This window comes from Lelliottia wanjuensis, from assembly GCF_030238365.1.
GTDB lineage: Bacteria > Pseudomonadota > Gammaproteobacteria > Enterobacterales > Enterobacteriaceae > Enterobacter > Enterobacter wanjuensis.
The window spans coordinates 74,364-90,931 of sequence record NZ_JASSOT010000056.1; the positions used below are offsets into that span (position 1 = coordinate 74,364).

The 16,568-nt window shown below is 59.2% G+C and carries 15 protein-coding genes; 11 read left to right on the forward strand and 4 right to left on the reverse strand.

All coding sequences use genetic code 11. The annotated features are described in order from the left end of the window. Positions 1–180: 180 nt before the first annotated feature. The 5 genes from QQF33_RS10015 to QQF33_RS10035 all read left to right on the forward strand — a co-directional run bounded on the left by QQF33_RS10015 (position 181) and on the right by QQF33_RS10035 (position 4,348). The gene (locus tag QQF33_RS10015) at positions 181–1,797 is read left to right on the forward strand and encodes an alpha-glucoside-specific PTS transporter subunit IIBC (protein ID WP_285157750.1); all 1,617 of its coding nucleotides are present in this window, start codon (positions 181–183) and stop codon (positions 1,795–1,797) included. Beyond that, positions 1,794–3,116 (forward strand): 6-phospho-alpha-glucosidase, encoded by a 1,323-nt coding sequence (locus tag QQF33_RS10020; RefSeq protein ID WP_285157751.1) that lies wholly within the window; start codon positions 1,794–1,796, stop codon positions 3,114–3,116. The genes QQF33_RS10015 and QQF33_RS10020 overlap by 4 nt, the downstream gene beginning before the upstream one ends. A gap of 77 nt (positions 3,117–3,193) precedes the next feature. Further along, the gene (locus QQF33_RS10025; RefSeq protein WP_282494044.1) at positions 3,194–3,541 is read left to right on the forward strand and encodes a YidH family protein; all 348 of its coding nucleotides are present in this window, start codon (positions 3,194–3,196) and stop codon (positions 3,539–3,541) included. Next, positions 3,531–3,878, forward strand: coding sequence for a DUF202 domain-containing protein (locus tag QQF33_RS10030; protein WP_282494043.1), 348 nt, complete (start codon positions 3,531–3,533; stop codon positions 3,876–3,878). The genes QQF33_RS10025 and QQF33_RS10030 overlap by 11 nt, the downstream gene beginning before the upstream one ends. Positions 3,879–3,886: 8 nt before the next feature. Continuing rightward, positions 3,887–4,348 (forward strand): regulator, encoded by a 462-nt coding sequence (locus QQF33_RS10035; protein WP_285157752.1) that lies wholly within the window; start codon positions 3,887–3,889, stop codon positions 4,346–4,348. Here the strand turns inward: QQF33_RS10035 and dsdA are convergent. Both dsdA and dsdX read right to left on the reverse strand, forming a co-directional pair. Continuing rightward, the gene (dsdA, locus tag QQF33_RS10040; protein WP_285157753.1) at positions 4,334–5,635 is read right to left on the reverse strand and encodes a D-serine ammonia-lyase; all 1,302 of its coding nucleotides are present in this window, start codon (positions 5,633–5,635) and stop codon (positions 4,334–4,336) included. The two genes, QQF33_RS10035 and dsdA, sit on opposite strands and share 15 nt — an antisense overlap. 17 nt (positions 5,636–5,652) lie before the next feature. After that, on the reverse strand, positions 5,653–6,990 hold the full coding sequence (gene dsdX / locus QQF33_RS10045; protein ID WP_285157754.1) for a D-serine transporter DsdX: 1,338 nt from the start codon (positions 6,988–6,990) through the stop codon (positions 5,653–5,655). Positions 6,991–7,205: 215 nt separating this feature from the next. Between dsdX and dsdC the strand changes: the two genes are divergently transcribed. Both dsdC and QQF33_RS10055 read left to right on the forward strand, forming a co-directional pair. Then, positions 7,206–8,132, forward strand: a complete 927-nt coding sequence (dsdC, locus tag QQF33_RS10050) for a DNA-binding transcriptional regulator DsdC (RefSeq protein WP_285155041.1) — start codon at positions 7,206–7,208, stop codon at positions 8,130–8,132. 86 nt (positions 8,133–8,218) lie between these two features. Beyond that, positions 8,219–9,307, forward strand: coding sequence for a cellulase family glycosylhydrolase (locus QQF33_RS10055; RefSeq protein ID WP_285151049.1), 1,089 nt, complete (start codon positions 8,219–8,221; stop codon positions 9,305–9,307). Here QQF33_RS10055 and emrD read toward each other — a convergent pair. Together emrD and tisB are read right to left on the reverse strand one after the other, a co-directional pair. Continuing rightward, the gene (emrD, locus tag QQF33_RS10060; protein WP_282494037.1) at positions 9,210–10,394 is read right to left on the reverse strand and encodes a multidrug efflux MFS transporter EmrD; all 1,185 of its coding nucleotides are present in this window, start codon (positions 10,392–10,394) and stop codon (positions 9,210–9,212) included. The genes QQF33_RS10055 and emrD overlap by 98 nt on opposite strands. 230 nt (positions 10,395–10,624) lie before the next feature. Further along, positions 10,625–10,714, reverse strand: a complete 90-nt coding sequence (tisB, locus tag QQF33_RS10065) for a type I toxin-antitoxin system toxin TisB (protein WP_282494036.1) — start codon at positions 10,712–10,714, stop codon at positions 10,625–10,627. Between the two features lie 524 nt (positions 10,715–11,238). Here tisB and ivbL point away from each other — a divergent pair. From ivbL to QQF33_RS10085, 4 genes are all read left to right on the forward strand, one after another. Next, positions 11,239–11,337 (forward strand): ilvB operon leader peptide IvbL, encoded by a 99-nt coding sequence (gene ivbL / locus QQF33_RS10070; RefSeq protein ID WP_100778255.1) that lies wholly within the window; start codon positions 11,239–11,241, stop codon positions 11,335–11,337. A gap of 103 nt (positions 11,338–11,440) precedes the next feature. Beyond that, positions 11,441–13,129: an acetolactate synthase large subunit gene (ilvB, locus tag QQF33_RS10075; protein WP_285151048.1), complete on the forward strand. Its 1,689-nt coding sequence runs from the start codon at positions 11,441–11,443 to the stop codon at positions 13,127–13,129. 3 nt (positions 13,130–13,132) lie between these two features. Beyond that, a complete protein-coding gene (gene ilvN, locus QQF33_RS10080) occupies positions 13,133–13,420 on the forward strand; it encodes an acetolactate synthase small subunit (protein ID WP_282494034.1) in 288 nt (95 codons plus the stop codon). Between the two features lie 111 nt (positions 13,421–13,531). Further along, on the forward strand, positions 13,532–16,568 hold a 3,037-nt coding region (locus tag QQF33_RS10085), incomplete at its 3' end, for a DUF6531 domain-containing protein (protein WP_285157755.1).

The window sequence follows — 16,568 nt, forward strand, 5'->3', positions numbered from 1 at the left end:
TAACATGTCCATATTTTGAACTGAAAGTAGACCTGAGTGAGCAAATTAAAACCATGAATGCGATCACGGAACGCAGCGGGACGCGGTGTTAGCCGCTGAGTAAATTCTTATCCTCAGTTCAGGCCAGCACAAAACCAATAAGGCCAAACCCCCTACAGGTTGTTACATGAGGATTTAAAGATGCTCAGTCAAATACAACGTTTTGGCGGCGCCATGTTTACCCCGGTGCTGTTGTTCCCTTTTGCAGGCATGGTGGTCGGAATTGCCATCATGCTGCGCAATCCGCTTTTTGTGGGCGAGGCGTTAACGGCACCCGATCATCTGTTTGCGCAAATCGTCCACATCATTGAAGAGGGCGGCTGGGCGGTCTTTCGCAATATGCCGCTGATTTTCGCCGTCGGTTTACCGATCGGCCTCGCCAAACAGGCGCAGGGCCGGGCCTGTCTGGCGGTACTGATTAGCTTCCTGACCTGGAACTACTTTATCAACGCGATGGGCATGACCTGGGGTCAGTTCTTTGGCGTGAACTTTATGGCTGAGCCGACGGCGGGCAGCGGGCTGGCGATGATTGCCGGGATCAAAACCCTCGACACCAGCATCATCGGCGCGATTGTGATCTCCGGGCTGGTGACCGCCATCCACAACCGCTATTTCGATAAACAGCTGCCGGTCTTCCTGGGCATCTTCCAGGGCACTTCGTTCGTGGTGATCATCGCCTTCTTCGTGATGATTCCCTGCGCCTGGCTGACATTGCTCGGCTGGCCAAAAGTGCAGATGGGCATTGAGTCGTTGCAGGCGTTTTTACGCTCCGCCGGGGCGCTGGGCGTGTGGGTTTACACCTTCCTCGAACGCATTTTGATTCCAACCGGCCTGCATCACTTCGTCTACGGTCCGTTTATTTTCGGCCCGGCAGCGGTCGAGGGCGGTATCCAGGTTTACTGGGCGCAGCATCTGCAGGAGTTCAGCCAGAGCACGCTGCCGCTGAAAACCCTGTTCCCGGAAGGCGGTTTTGCTCTGCACGGCAACTCGAAAGTGTTCGGCTCCGTCGGGATTGCGCTGGCGCTGTGGTACACCGCGTCGCCGGAAAACCGCGTCAAAGTGGCGGGCCTGCTGATCCCAGCCACCCTCACCGCGATGCTGGTGGGGATCACCGAGCCGCTGGAATTCACCTTCCTGTTTATCTCCCCGCTGCTGTTTGCCGTTCACGCGGTGCTGGCGGCAACCATGGCGACCGTGATGTACATGTTCGGCGTGGTCGGCAACATGGGCGGCGGTCTGCTCGACCAGTTCCTGCCGCAAAACTGGATCCCCATGTTCCATAACCATGCCTCGATGATGTTCACCCAGATTGGTATCGGCGTGTGCTTCACCGGGCTCTACTTCCTGGTCTTTAAGACGCTCATCGAGCGCTTCAACCTGAAAACACCGGGCCGCGAAGAGAGCGAAATCAAACTCTACAGCAAAGCGGATTACCAGGCCGCGCGCGGGCAAACCACCGTCGCCGCCAACACCAGCTCGGGCCAGGCGGCAGGCTATCTGCAGGCGCTCGGCGGGGCAGGCAATATCGAAAGCATCAACAACTGCGCCACTCGACTGCGTATCGCCCTGATCGACATGAGCAAAACGCAAAGTGACGACGTTTTCAAAGCCCTTGGCGCCCACGGTGTGGTGCGTCGCGGCAACGGGATTCAGGTGATTGTCGGGCTGCACGTGCCACAGGTGCGCGACCAGCTTGAATCCCTGATGAACACTCCTTCTTCGACCCCATCATCTATCCTGACAGAGGCTGTATCATGAAAAAATTCTCAGTTGTTATCGCAGGCGGCGGCAGTACTTTCACTCCGGGTATCGTCCTGATGTTACTGGCGAATCGCGATCGCTTCCCGCTGCGCGCCCTCAAGTTCTATGACAACGACGGCGCACGTCAGGAGACCATCGCCGAGGCGTGCAAAATCATCCTTCAGGAGCAGGCTCCGGACATCGAATTCAGCTACACCACCGACCCTAAAGCGGCCTTTACGGACGTGGACTTTGTGATGGCCCACATTCGCGTCGGCAAATACCCGATGCGCGAAAAAGATGAAAAAATCCCACTGCGTCACGGCGTGCTGGGCCAGGAAACCTGCGGGCCGGGCGGGATCTCCTACGGCATGCGCTCCATTGGCGGCGTGCTGGAGTTGGTGGATTACATGGAGAAATACTCCCCGAACGCGTGGATGCTCAACTACTCCAACCCGGCGGCAATCGTCGCTGAAGCCACGCGTCGTCTGCGTCCACAGGCCAAAATCCTCAACATCTGCGATATGCCGATAGGCATCGAAGGGCGAATGGCGCAGATTGTCGGCCTGAAAGATCGCAAAGAGATGCGCGTGCGCTACTACGGCCTGAACCACTTCGGCTGGTGGACGTCGATTGAAGACCTGAACGGGAACGATCTGATGCCGAAACTGCGCGAATACGTGGCGAAACACGGCTATGTGCCGCCATCTGACGATGCGCATACGGAAGCGAGCTGGAACGACACTTTCGCCAAGGCAAAAGACGTGCAGGCGCTCGACCCGGACACCATGCCGAACACCTACCTGAAATATTACTTCTTCCCGGATTACGTGGTGGCGCACTCCAACCCGGAACGCACCCGCGCCAACGAAGTGATGGGTCACCGCGAGAAGCACGTCTTTAGCTCCTGCCGTGCGATCATCGAAGCCGGGAAATCCTCCGCCGGTGAGCTGGAAATCGACGAACATGCGTCGTACATCGTCGATCTGGCAACGGCCATCGCCTTCAACACTCAGGAGCGGATGCTGCTGATTGTGCCGAACAACGGCGCCATCCATAACTTCGATTCCGATGCGATGGTCGAAATTCCGTGCCTGGTCGGCAAAAACGGCCCTGAGCCGCTGACCGTCGGCGACATCCCGCACTTCCAGAAAGGGCTGATGGGCCAGCAGGTGGCGGTCGAAAAACTGGTGGTCGACGCCTGGGAAGAGCGCTCCTACACCAAACTCTGGCAGGCGATTACGCTCTCTAAAACCGTGCCGAGCGCTTCGGTTGCCAAAGCCATCCTCGACGATCTGATTGAGGCCAACAAAGAGTACTGGCCTGAATTGCACTAATCCCGCCGACCGGCATCCCAGATGCCGGTCAATTTACGCTATGCTGAAGCCTGCTTGCGCGACGACAAGGAGCCTTCATGAAAATTTCCCAGCTGGGCGAAGCGCCGGACTATCGGTTTTCTCTCGCCAATGAACGCACATTTCTGGCATGGATCCGCACCGCGCTGGGGTTTCTTGCCGCAGGCGTCGGGCTGGACCAGCTCGCCCCGGATTTTGCCACTCCCCTGATTCGCGAAGTGCTGGCGCTGCTGCTCTGCCTGTTCGCCGGTGTGCTGGCGATCTACGGCTACCTTCGCTGGCTGCGCAATGAAAAGGCGATGCGCCTCAAGCAGGATCTGCCCTACACGCGCGGGCTGCTGGCAATCAGCGTGATTTTACTGACGGTGGCGGGCGTAGTGATGGCGCTGGTGTTCTATGGCGGATAGCCGCAAAGCGCGGCGGGAAGTCGATCCCGGCCTGCAGCCTGAACGCACATCGCTCGCCTGGCTGCGCACGCTGCTCGGCTACGGTGCGTTGATTGCGCTGGCGATTAAACACAACTGGCACCGCACCGGTCTGCCGTTCTGGGTATCGCTGGTGGTGCTGGCGCTGGTGGCGACAATTCTCTGGCGCTACACCCGCAGCCGCAATCTGATGGACGTGAATCGTGATGATTTTGTGCAGCCGAAAGCGGTGCGTGACAAATTCTTGATCTCTCTCGCAGTACTCTCCCTCGCATTGCTGTTTGCTGTTACGCACTTACAGCAAATTCTGAATTTTTAGGGTCGTCAATGACAGGATGCCACGAGAGTACCCGCGTGGTTGTGGTGGATAACTGCAACGTACGTGAACCAGGGAAGGTGTATCAATCGTTACGTCAGAGCGGAAGCAAAAACCTCCATTTTTTACCCCAGACGCTGGGCGAAAAGCCCGTCACGCCAGAGGTCTGGGGCCAGTTCTTAACGCAGATCTTTGCCATGTGGGTTCGGGAGGATATCGGGCAGATTTCGGTGCGCCTGTTCGACGAAACGCTCAACGGCTGGTGCGGCACCGCGCTGTGCGAGAAGAAGGACCTGCTGAAATGCCAGACCTGCCCTGGCCGCCGCTTATGCACGGCGGCCAATGACGACGAACTCTGTCAGGGCTATCTGGCGTTCTATGACTACAGCGCACCCTTTATGAAAGTGATGCGCGATTTGAAAAAGCACAACCGCTCGACGCAGGAGCTGATGGCGCTGTTACGGCAGAAGTGACGGACGGCCCTTCGCCAGGTATTTCGCCATCTCCGCTTCCGGGACCATACCGCCGCCGGTCGCCCAGACGAGGTGCGTCGCGTTCGGCTGAACAGGCACCCGCACCGGCCCGGCCATGCCCGCCAGCGCCGATGGCTCGAGGCGAATCCCCTCTTCCTGCGCCAGCCAGCCCAGCATGTCGTACATGCTCTGATCGGACAGGGTGTAGAAGCCATCCAGCAGGCGCTCCATGGCACGTCCCACAAACCCGGACGCGCGCCCGACCGCCAGGCCGTCTGCCGCCGTGACGTTATCAATCCCCAGATCCTGCACCGCAATCTCATCGTGCAAACCGGTATACACCCCCAGCAACATGCACGGCGAATGGGTCGGCTCGGCGAAGAAGCAGTGAACGTGATCGCCAAAGGCCAGCTTGAGACCAAACGCCACGCCGCCAGGGCCACCGCCCACGCCGCACGGAAGATAAACATACAGCGGATGATCCGCATCCACCACGCGCCCCTGCTCGGCAAACTGCGCTTTCAGGCGCTCACCTGCGACGGCATAACCTAAAAAGAGCGTGCGGGAGTTTTCGTCGTCGATAAAGAAGCAGTTCGGATCGCTCTCGGCGGCCTTGCGCCCTTGCTCCACCGCCACGCCGTAATCCTGCTCGTACTCCACTACTTCCACGCCGTGGCTGCGCAGTTTGGCCTTTTTCCACTCTCGGGCGTCGGCCGACATATGCACCGTCACCTTAAAGCCGACGCGGGCACTCATGATGCCAATCGACATCCCGAGGTTGCCCGTCGAGCCGACGGCGATGCTGTACTGGCTGAAAAAGTCCTTGAAGCGCGGCTCCAGCAGGATGCTGTAATCGTCCGTGAGCGACAGCAGCCCCGCTTCCAGGGCCAGCTTTTCGGCGTGGGTCAGCACTTCATAGATCCCGCCGCGCGCTTTAATGGAGCCGGAGATCGGCAGATGGCTGTCTTTTTTCAGCAACAGGGTGCCGTTAATCGGCGTCGCAAATTCCTTCGCCAGTCGGTTCTGCATGGCAGGAATAGCCACCACGTCGGACTCGATAATGCCGTTTTTGGCGGCAGTTTCCGGGAAGGCTTTCGCCAGGTAAGGCGCAAAACGCGCCAGGCGTGCGTGGGCATCCTTCACATCCGCCTGGGTCAGCCCGACGTACGGCAGCCCTTCGGCAAGCGAGGTGGTGCGCGGGTTAAACCAGGTGGTCTCTTTCAGCGCCATCAGATCCTCTACCAGAGGAAATTGGGCGGTTAAGGTGGTGATGTTTGCGTTTTCCATAGTACGTCTCTTCGCGCTTAGATAATGAAAGAAAGCAGGAACGTGCAGCCAAGTGCAAGTACCGAGGCGATAAATGTCGCCGTTGTATAGTATTTGAAAGTCTCATTCAGGGTCGCGCCGCAGTATTGCTTCACCAGCCAGAAGAGAGAATCCGTCACGATCGTGCAGCCAATGGCGCCAGAACCAATGGCAATGGCGATGATCTCCGGGCTAACGTTGGGGTAGAGCGGCAGCATCGGGGCGACAATCGCCGTCGCGCCCATCATCGCCACGGTGGCAGAACCGACCGCCGCATGCAGAATCAACGCCACCAGCCAGGCCAGCAGAATCGGGTGCATGTGCATGTTCGATAAAATCAGCGCCAGAGTGTCGGCCAGACCGCTGGTTTTGAGGATCGCGTTAAACGCCCCGCCAGCGCCGATGATCAGCAGGATGTTGGCGATCGAACCAAAGCCGGTTTCCGTGTGCTTGAGCAGGGCGCTCATGCCGATATGCTGGCGAATCCCGAGCAGGTAGTAGGCCACAAAGACGGCGATAAACATGGCGGTGATCGGGTTGCCGATAAATTCCAGCAGCGTGTAGAGCGAACCGGGTTTGGCCATGTTCAGCTCGGCGATGGTTTTCACCAGCATCAGGCCAATCGGCAGCAGCACCGTGAACAGCGTGGCACCGAGCGTCGGCAGGGTGTGTTCTTCGCGCACTTTCAGGTCAGAAAACTCCGCCGGAACCGGCTTGAACGGCAGGCGATCGCCGAGCAGTTTCAGGAACAGCGGGCCACCCACCAGGGACGCCATCAGCCCGACCATCAAGCCGTAAACAATCACCGTGCCCACGTCCGCGCCCAGTTTGTTGGTCACAAACAGCGCTGCAGGGTGCGGCGGCACCACGCAGTGAACCGCCATCAGCGCGGTACAGAGTGGGATCGCCAGTTTCAGCAGCGAGGTCTGGGTCTTTTTGGCAATCGAGAACGCCAGCGGGATCAGCAACACCACGCCCACTTCGACAAACAGCGTGATACCGCAGATCAGCCCAACCAGCACCATAATCACATCGGCGGAGAGCCAGCGGCAGCGCTGGAGCGTCAGGCCGATGCGCTCCGCCGCGCCGGACACCTCCATCATTTTGCCGAGAATGGTGCCGAGGCCAATCACCGCCGCGAGGAATCCCAGCGTGCCGCCGATGCCGCTCTCAATGGCATTCACCATATCCAGCGGGCTCATGCCCATCATCGCGCCGACGAAAAAGCTCGCCAGCAGCAGCGCCAGAAACGGGTGAAACTTCAGTTTTACGATGGTTAATACAATCAACACGATGCTTGCCAGCAGCGTCGCCACAACCCACATCTGAGATCCCATATCTCACCTCACCCTTAAGTTATCTGCGGCTATTGGACGAAAAAACGGCACCGGCTGACAAACGATATAAATTGCCGTTCAGGTGAGCCAGATTGGATCAAGTGAGTGACGCCGTTCTAAAAAGCGCACTTATTACGGGGTTGGTTCACATAAATTCATCCAGAACCGGTATTCTGGGCGCAGAGTAATGACTCAGAAGAGAGAAAAAAGTCGCCATGAACGATGAGAACGAGGTCGGAAATCGCCTGCTGAACGGCTGGCAGCTATCGAAAATGTACACTTTTGAAGTGGCGGCCCGGCACGAGTCCTTCGCGCTGGCGGCGGAAGAGCTGTCCCTCAGCCCGAGCGCGGTCAGCCATCGCATTAACCTGCTGGAAGAGGAGCTGGGCATTCAGCTGTTCGTCCGTTCGCACCGCAAGGTGGAACTGACGCCGGAGGGAAAGCGGGTCTTCTGGACGCTGAAATCGTCGCTCGATACCCTGAACCAGGAGATCCTCGACATCAAAAATCAGGCGCTCTCAGGCACCCTGACCGTCTATTCGCGCCCGTCTATCGCCCAGTGCTGGCTGGTGCCGATGCTCGGGGATTTCACCCGCCGCTATCCGTCGATCTCCCTGACCATTCTGACGGGCAACGATTACCCGAACATGCAGCGAACGGGTATCGATCTGGCGCTCTATTTCGACGATACGCCGCCCACGCAGCTTTCTCACCATTTCCTGATGGACGAAGCTATCCTGCCGGTCTGCACCCCGGAATACGCCCGCGAGCACGAGCTGATGAAAAACCCCGACAACCTGCGCCACTGCACTCTTTTGCACGACCGCCAGGCGTGGAGCAATGATTCCGGCACCGACGAGTGGTTTAGCTGGGCGCAGCACTTTGGGGTGAATTTGCCGCCATCATCGGGGATTGGCTTCGATCGCTCCGATTTAGCGGTTATCGCGGCAATGAACCACGTCGGCGTCGCCATGGGGCGCCAGCGGCTGGTGCAAAAGCGGCTGGATCGCGGGGAGCTGATCGCGCCATTCGGCGAGAAAGCGCTGAAATGCCATCAGCACTACTACATCTCGACCCTCTCCGGCAGGCAGTGGCCGAAAATTGATGCCTTTATCGACTGGCTGAAAAGTCAGGTGGGATGAAGAATTATTACGCTTAGCCTCTACACCAAACGGCAAAAAGCGTGCTAAATACAGCCTATTGCTTTCGATTCTTCGCAAGGTTAACCGTGTTAAAGCCTCTGATCGCCGCTGCGCTGATTTTCTCCTCTGGCTGGGTGTCTGCCGCTGAGCCTCCGCTGACGGCTGCGCGCTATGCGCAGCAGCTCGGCGTGGGTATCGACGTGGACTGGGCGCGCACCGAGCGCGGCATTCGTGAGTTCGACCCGCTGGAAGTGCGTGATTTTAAGGCCAAAGGCTTTACTCACGTGCGCATTCGCGTGGCGGGGGAGCCAACGGAAGCGCGGCTGATTCACCTGCGCAAGCTGGTGGAGGCCTGCGACCAGTACGGCGTGATCCCGGTGATTGCCTACCAGGCGGATGAGTACAAAAACGACCCGAAAGCGGATAACGAAAAAGAGGTGGTGAACTGGTGGATTGCCGTCGCGCACTACTTCGAGAAAAGCTCGCCGCTGCTCGGGTTTGACCTGATCTACGAACCGGCGGACAAGCTGAATCACAACATCGCGTCCCTCAACCGCGTCTACGATAAAACGATCAAAGCGATTCACGCCATCGATGCGGATCGCATGATTTTCGTCGCTCCGCGCCTGCGCGCGGCACCGGAAGATCTCGCCAGCCTCCGGCTGCCTGCTCATAGCCAAAACTACGTGCTGGCCGAGTGGCACATCTTCCCGTGGGGACCGCTCAAGAATAACGGTAAATACCCCTGGACGTCAGGCACCGCCGCCGAGAAATCGGCGATTCGCAGCCGGATCAACACCGCCCTGCGCTGGCAGCAAAAAACCGGGCATGTGAGCTGGGTGGGCGGCTGGGGCGTGGGCGAATCCAGCCGCGTGACGCCGACGGCGCCGCAAATGGCGTTCGCGAACTTCATGGCCTGTGAACTGCAAAAAGCCAAAATCCCTTACGCGATTAACGCGGATTTCCAGTTTTACGACGGGGAGGAGGGGGCGTGGCGACCGGGACCGGAACCGTTATTGCAGGCAATGCTCGCCCCGGTGTGCGAAAAGCCCGACGAGAAGCCGGGCCATCATGTGATTAAATCGTCTGCTCGTGATGCGGCTCACGCGACGCCAGCGGCAGCCAGCACAGCAAAATCAGCAGCCCCATCAGGGTCATCAGCAGGCCAAGGCTAGACTGACCGGTTTGCGGCATCATGGCGGAGAGCCAGGCCAGCGCGCCGGAACCGATGTTTTGCAAACCCCCGACCAGTGCGCCCGCGGTACCGGCGAGGAACGGGAACGGCTCCATCGCGCCGCTGGTCGCCAGCGGGAAGAGCATACCCGCGCCGAAGAAGAACAGGGCAGCCGGGATCAGCAGCGTCCAGACGGTCATCACGCCCAGTAAGCCCGGGACCCACATCATCACGCCAGCCAGCAGGCAGCTCATCACCGACTGCCACATCAGGGTGGAAAAACGTTTATTCGGGCGACCGGCAAACCACGCCCCGAAGAATGCCGCCGGGATCGGCAGAATAAACAGAATACTCACCACCATACTGCTCAGCCCCAGGCCCGCGCCGAGTAGCACGCCGGAACAGGCTTCGAACACCGCAATCCCCGCCAGACCGCCAATCAACATCAGCAGATAACAGGTGAAGGCCCCGTTGCCGAACAGCGTTTTGTAGTTGGCGATAAGCTTCGTGCGCGGCGCACCCGTCGGGCGCGTTTCCGGCATCCAGCGCGCCATGCTGAAGGTGACAATAATGCACAGGACCAGCAGGAAGGCGTAACAAGCGCGCCAGGACCAGATGCTGTCCAGAACGCCGCCAATCAGCGGGGCCAGCAGCGGGCTGACCAGAATGCCCATATTCAGCAGGCTGTTGGCGTGACGCAGCTGCGTCCCCTGGTACATGTCGCGCGGCAGCGTTCGCGCCATCACCCCGCCGACGCCGGTTCCCATGCCCTGTAAGGCACTGGCGGCAATCAGGATTGTCAGGCTGTGAGTGGTCATCGCAATCACCGTGGCGATCATGAAAATCGTCATGCCGACGAGGATCACCGGGCGGCGTCCAACGCGGTCAGAGAGCGGACCGTAGACCAGCTGCGAGACGCCGTAAGTCAGCAGATAGGCGGCCATCACGCTCTGCACCGCGCCTTCGCGCACGCTGAGCTCCTTCGCCATGTCTGCAATCGCCGGAATATAAATGGTCTGCGCCATCTGACCGACGGCCACCAGTAATACCAGCATCAACAGTAAATTAACGTTCCTTTGCTTTTTCATGTCGCTGAATACTTTTGCAAAAAGAGAGAAATAAAGAATAAGTGACTGCGCATTCCCATAAATGCGCGAGGAATCTACCACAATGAGATGACAAATTAAGCATCTCTGAGGTGAATGGTTGAGCGAAAGCAGGCAGGATTTGTAAACGATCTCGGCAACTTATGTTGCCACTGTACAGGTGTTAAAGAGGGGCGGTTGCCCGCCCCTCTCTGGTGCGACTTGAACCTGAATTACCGCAGGTATTTCAGGACGGCATCAAGCAGTTGCAGTACCGCAACAATGAGTTTCAGGATAAGAATGACCATATCCACGACGCCCATACGCGCCTCCTTCTGGCAGAAGGAGCACGATGCTGGCGTACCTCTCCGCCGCCTGTTGCCAGCACCTTTGTTGACGTAACACAGTGTGCTCATTGGGGGGTTAAGGCACTGACGGCACCACCCGTTTCAGCCAGGACTTCGTTGCGCCGGTGTACTGCTTGCGGCCCCCCGTAACTCACTGCGAACAAAATCAGTATAGATAAATACTGGATGCATGAACAGTATTTTATCGACAAAATCGGCGGGCTGATCCATACTCAGATTCATCAAAAAAGAAGCCTAAAATTGCGCGTTCGTGGCCGATCGCGTATACTTCTTGCGTTGACGTAACACAGTGTGTTCGCGGAAACCAACCGCAAACCCTGAAAAAAAACCTCGCTCCGGCGGGGTTTTTTGTTTTCATCATTCGACAAACGAAACGTGATCCCTGACGCAAATTCAGGTGGATGAAAATATTTCCATTGTCAGGCTCTGAATCCTGTGTTTGTATAAATTCTATCAATGATTCTAAACACAGGTCCTCAATGACAACTTCCATGATGGCGTCGACCCTACTAAAAACTGCGCAACCTGCCGCAGTGGTCGTCGTACGTGTGGTGGTGGTCGTCGGCAATGCGCCGTAGGGACTGGATCAACACACGAATCCAAAACCCCGCCGGCGCAAACCGGCGGGGTTTTTAGTTTAAACCTCCCCGGAAAGTCGGCTCAGAACAAAAGGACTGGAGCATGGCAAGTTCGGGCACAACATCTGGCAAGACGCGTTTTACCGGCGCGCAGTTAATCGTTCACTTACTGGAACGTCAGGGCATCAGCATCGTTTCGGGCATTCCGGGCGGTACGGTTCTGCCGCTCTATGACGCCTTAAGTCAAAGCACGCAGATCCGCCACGTGCTGGCGCGCCACGAGCAGGGGGCCGGATTTATCGCCCAGGGCATGGCGCGAACTCAGGGCAAACCCGCGGTCTGTATGGCCTGTAGCGGACCGGGTGCCACCAACCTGGTGACCGCCATCGCCGACGCGCGCCTCGACTCCATCCCGCTGATCTGCATTACCGGCCAGGTTCCCTCGTCGATGATCGGCACCGATGCGTTTCAGGAAGTCGACACCTACGGCATCTCTATCCCCATCACCAAGCACAACTATTTAGTTCGCGATATCGCCGAGTTACCTCAGGTGATCGCCGATGCGTTCCGCATTGCGCAATCCGGTCGCCCGGGCCCGGTGTGGATAGACATTCCTAAGGACGTGCAAACCGCTGAAATCGACATCGAGTCCTTCCCGGAGCCGGGTGACCGCGCCCCCGCGCCGGAATTCAGCGCGCAGAGCGTGCAGGATGCCGCCGCGATGATCAACGCAGCGATTCGCCCGGTGCTCTATCTGGGCGGCGGGGCGATTAACGCCTCTGAACAGGTGCGTGAATTCGCCGAAAAAGCCAATCTGCCGACCACCATGACGTTGATGGCGCTGGGAATGCTGCCGAAAGCGCACCCGCTCTCATTAGGAATGCTGGGGATGCACGGCGCGCGCAGCACCAACTTTATTCTGCAAGAGTCTGATTTACTGATTGTTCTCGGCGCACGTTTTGATGACCGGGCGATTGGCAAAACCGAGCAGTTCTGCCCGAACGCGAAAATCATCCACGTCGATATCGACCGCGCCGAGCTGGGTAAAATCAAACAGCCGCACGTGGCGATCCAGGGCGACGTGGGCGAAGTGCTGGCCCAGCTGATCCCGCAAACCCACGCCACCGACAACGCCGAATGGCGCGATCTGGTTGCCCAGCTGCAGCAGGAGTTCCCGAGCGCCATTCCGACCGAAGGCGATCCGCTCAGCCACTACGGCCTGATTAACGCCGTCGCCTCCTGCGTGGACGACAGCGCGATTATCACCACCGACGTCGGTCAGCATCAGATGTGGACCGCTCAGGCCTACCCGCTGAACCGTCCGCGCCAGTGGCTGACCTCCGGCGGCCTGGGGACGATGGGCTTCGGCCTGCCTGCTGCCGTGGGTGCAGCCCTGGCGAATCCGGATCGTAAGGTCATTTGCTTCTCCGGTGACGGCAGCCTGATGATGAATATTCAGGAGATGGCGACGGCGGCGGAAAACCAGCTCGACGTGAAAATCATCCTGATGAACAACGAAGCGCTGGGCCTGGTGCATCAGCAGCAGAGCCTGTTCTACAAGCAGGGCGTGTTTGCGGCGACCTATCCGGGAACGATCAATTTCATTCAGATTGCCGCCGGTTTTGGCCTGCACACCTGCGATTTGAACGCCGCTGAGGACGCGCAGGCCGCCCTGCAGGAGGCGATTTCCCGTCCGGGCCCGGCGCTGATCCACGTGCGCATCGACCCAGAACAAAAAGTGTATCCGATGGTCCCGCCGGGTGCGGCCAATACTGAGATGGTGGGAGAATAAGCCATGCAGAAACAATACGATAACGTCATTCTCGAACTCACCGTCCGCAACCACCCTGGCGTCATGACCCACGTCTGCGGCCTGTTCGCCCGCCGCGCGTTTAACGTCGAAGGCATTCTGTGTCTGCCGATTCAGGGCAGCGATCAGAGCCGCATCTGGCTACTGGTAAACGACGACCAGCGCCTGGAGCAGATGATGGCGCAAATCGACAAACTGGAAGACGTCACCCAAGTGGTGCGCAACCAGTCCGATCCGACCATGTTTAATAAAATTGCGGTGTTTTTTGAGTAAGGAGTGGGTCTTTATATATTCCTAAAGTTTCATTTGTCGCTTTTCAGAGCATTTTTTTAGCTGTCGTTCCCTGTAGTCTCCGCTCATCGCTAATTTCAAAAGGAATTGACCATGAGCGGAAAACCCGCCGCCCGTCAGGGCGATATGACCACCATCGGCGGCCCGATTGTGCAGGGCAGCCTTGGGGTGATGATTGGCGCACCGACCGGCGTCGCCTGTTCGGTGTGTCCCGGCGGCGTGGTGTCCGGCAGCCCGGTAAACCCGCTGCTCGGGGCCAAAGTCCTGCCCGGTGAAACGGACCTTGCCCTGCCCGGCCCGCTGCCCTTTGTTCTGTCGCGCACCTACAGCAGCTACCGCACGAAAACGCCTGCGCCGGAGGGCCTTTTCGGTCCCGGCTGGAAAGCGCCTTCCGATATCCGCCTGCAACTTCGCGACAATGAACTCATCCTCAACGACAACGGCGGGCGCAGCATTCACTTTGACCTGCTTCTGCCCGGCGAAGTGGCGTTCAGCCGCACCGAGTCCTTCTGGCTGGCGCGGGGTGGCGTGCTGAACCTGAATGAGGTCCATCCCCTGCACCGTCTCTGGCAGGCCCTGCCGGAGGATGTCCGCCTCAGCCCCAACATTTACCTGGCCACCAACAGCCTGCAGGGTCCGTGGTGGCTGCTCGGGTGGGCGGAGCGCGTGCCGTCCGTGGATGAACCCCTTCCCGCGCCGCTCCCGCCGTACCGGGTGCTGACCGGGCTGGTGGATAATTTTGGTCGCACGCTGACGTTTCACCGCGCCCCTTCAGGTGAGTTTGCCGGGAGCATCACCGGAGTGACCGACGGCGCAGGCCGCCGCTTCCGGCTGGTGCTGACCAGCACAGCCAGTGGTGTTCGTCTTTCCGAAGTCTGGCTGGCACACGACCCGGAGTACCCGGGCAACCTGCCCGTCACGCCGCTCACGCGCTATGACTACTCCCCGCGCGGTGAGCTTTCCTCGGTGTATGACCGCAGCGGCACGCAGGTTCGTCAGTTTACGTATGACGACAGGCATCAGGGCCGGATGGTGGCCCATCAGTATGCGGGCAGGCCGCGGACGACCTATCGCTACGACGCCACCGGGCGCGTCACGGAGCAGCACAACCCGGACGGTCTGAGCTACCGCTACCAGTATGAAAAACACCACACGGTGATTACCGACAGCCTGAACCGCCGCGAGGTCCTGCACACCGAAGGCGAAGGCGGTCTGAAGCGGGTGGTGAAAAAAGAATTCGCCGACGCAAGCATCACACAGAGTGAATTCGACAACGCGGGCCGCCTGGTGGCGCAGACCGATGCGGCAGGCCGCAGGACAGAATACCGGCTCAGTCCCGGCTCGGGTCTGCTGGCAGCAACGGTCACGCCGGACGGCAGGCTGACCGAATTTTATTACAACAGCCAGCGTCAGCTCATCGCCACGGTCTACCCGGACGGACTGACAAGCCGGCAGGAGTACGACGACCTGGGCAGGTTGACCGCCGACACCTCACGCCAGGGCGACGTGACGCGTTATGCGTATGATGACCCGCACAGCGAGTATCCGACTGCATCCGAAGACCCCACCGGCAGCCGGAAGCTGATGACCTGGAGCCGCTACGGCCAGCTGCTTTCTTATACCGACTGTTCGGGATATGAAACCCGCTATGAATACGACCGCTTCGGCCAGTTGACCGTTGTTCATCGTGAGGAAGGATTAAACCAGTACCGGGCATACGATGCGCGCGGCAGACTGGCGGCGATAACCGATGCTGCCGGACAGCAGACCCGCTATGAATACAACGTCGCTGGTAACCTGACTGCGGTGACATCCCCGGACGGGACCCGCAGCGAAACCGGGTTCGATGCCCGGGGAAATATTATCCTCGCGACACAGGGCAATATCACCCACCGGGTGGAATACGATGCCGCAGGCCGTACCACCCGGCTTATCAACGAGAACGGCAGCCACACTGAATTCGCTTACGATGCGCTGGACCGTCTGACGCAGGAGACCGGTTTTGACGGACGCATCAGACGCTACAGGTACAACGCCAGCGGGCAGCTGGTTCACAGCGAAGACGAAAGCCTGACTACCGTCTGGCAGTATGACGACGCGGGACGCCTGGTCAGCCGCATGGTTGACGGTGAACCCGCAGAAAAGTGGTGCTACGACGCGCGCGGCTGGCTGACGGATATCAGCCATCTCAGCGAAGGACACCGCGTCACGGTTTCATATGACTACAGCCCCGAAGGCCGTCTCACGGCCGAGCGCCAGACGGTGCACAGCCCGGAAACGCACGCCCTGCTGTGGCAGCATGAAACAAAACACGACTACCGCGCCGGTCTCGTGAACCGGGTGCAGCACGACCGGTTGCCGCCGGTGGAATGGCTGACGTATGGCTCCGGTTACCTGGCGGGGATTAAGCTCGGCGACATGCCGCTCATCGAGTACACCCGCGACCGCCTGCACCGGGAAACGCAGCGCCGTTTCGGCGGCTACGCACTGGAAACGGCTTACGCCGCAGGCGGACAGCTGGAGAGTCATCACCTGAGCCAGACAGCCCTGAACCGGGACTACACCTGGAATGCGAACGGACAGCTCACCCACATCCGCGGCCCGCATGACCAGCGCGACTACGGGTATGAGAACGGGCGTCTGTTCAGCACACACATACAGTCCGCGCACCACGACCTGACACATCAGACCCCGACCGACCCGGCGGGGAACCGGATTGCGGCACAGGAAGCCCTGCCGGATGTGTGGCGGGACAACCGTATCACGCAGGACGCAGAGCACTTTTATCATTACGACGTCCACGGCAGCCTGACAGAAAAAGACGAGCGCCGCATCCATCAGGACGGGAGCATTACCCATCACTACGCATACGATAACCAGCAACGGCTGACACACTACCAAAAGAGGCAGAATGGTCACCTGCTGACCGAGAGCCGCTACGCGTATGACCCGCTCGGGCGCCGTATCTGCAAACAGGTCTGGCACGGCCGGGTACACGACGGCATCTGGTATCTCCCGACCGCCCCCGCTGAATCCGTGTGGTACGGCTGGGACGGCGACCGGCTGACCACCACCCAGACCGACACCACCCGCATCCAGACGATTTACCAGCCGGGCACCTTCGCGCCGT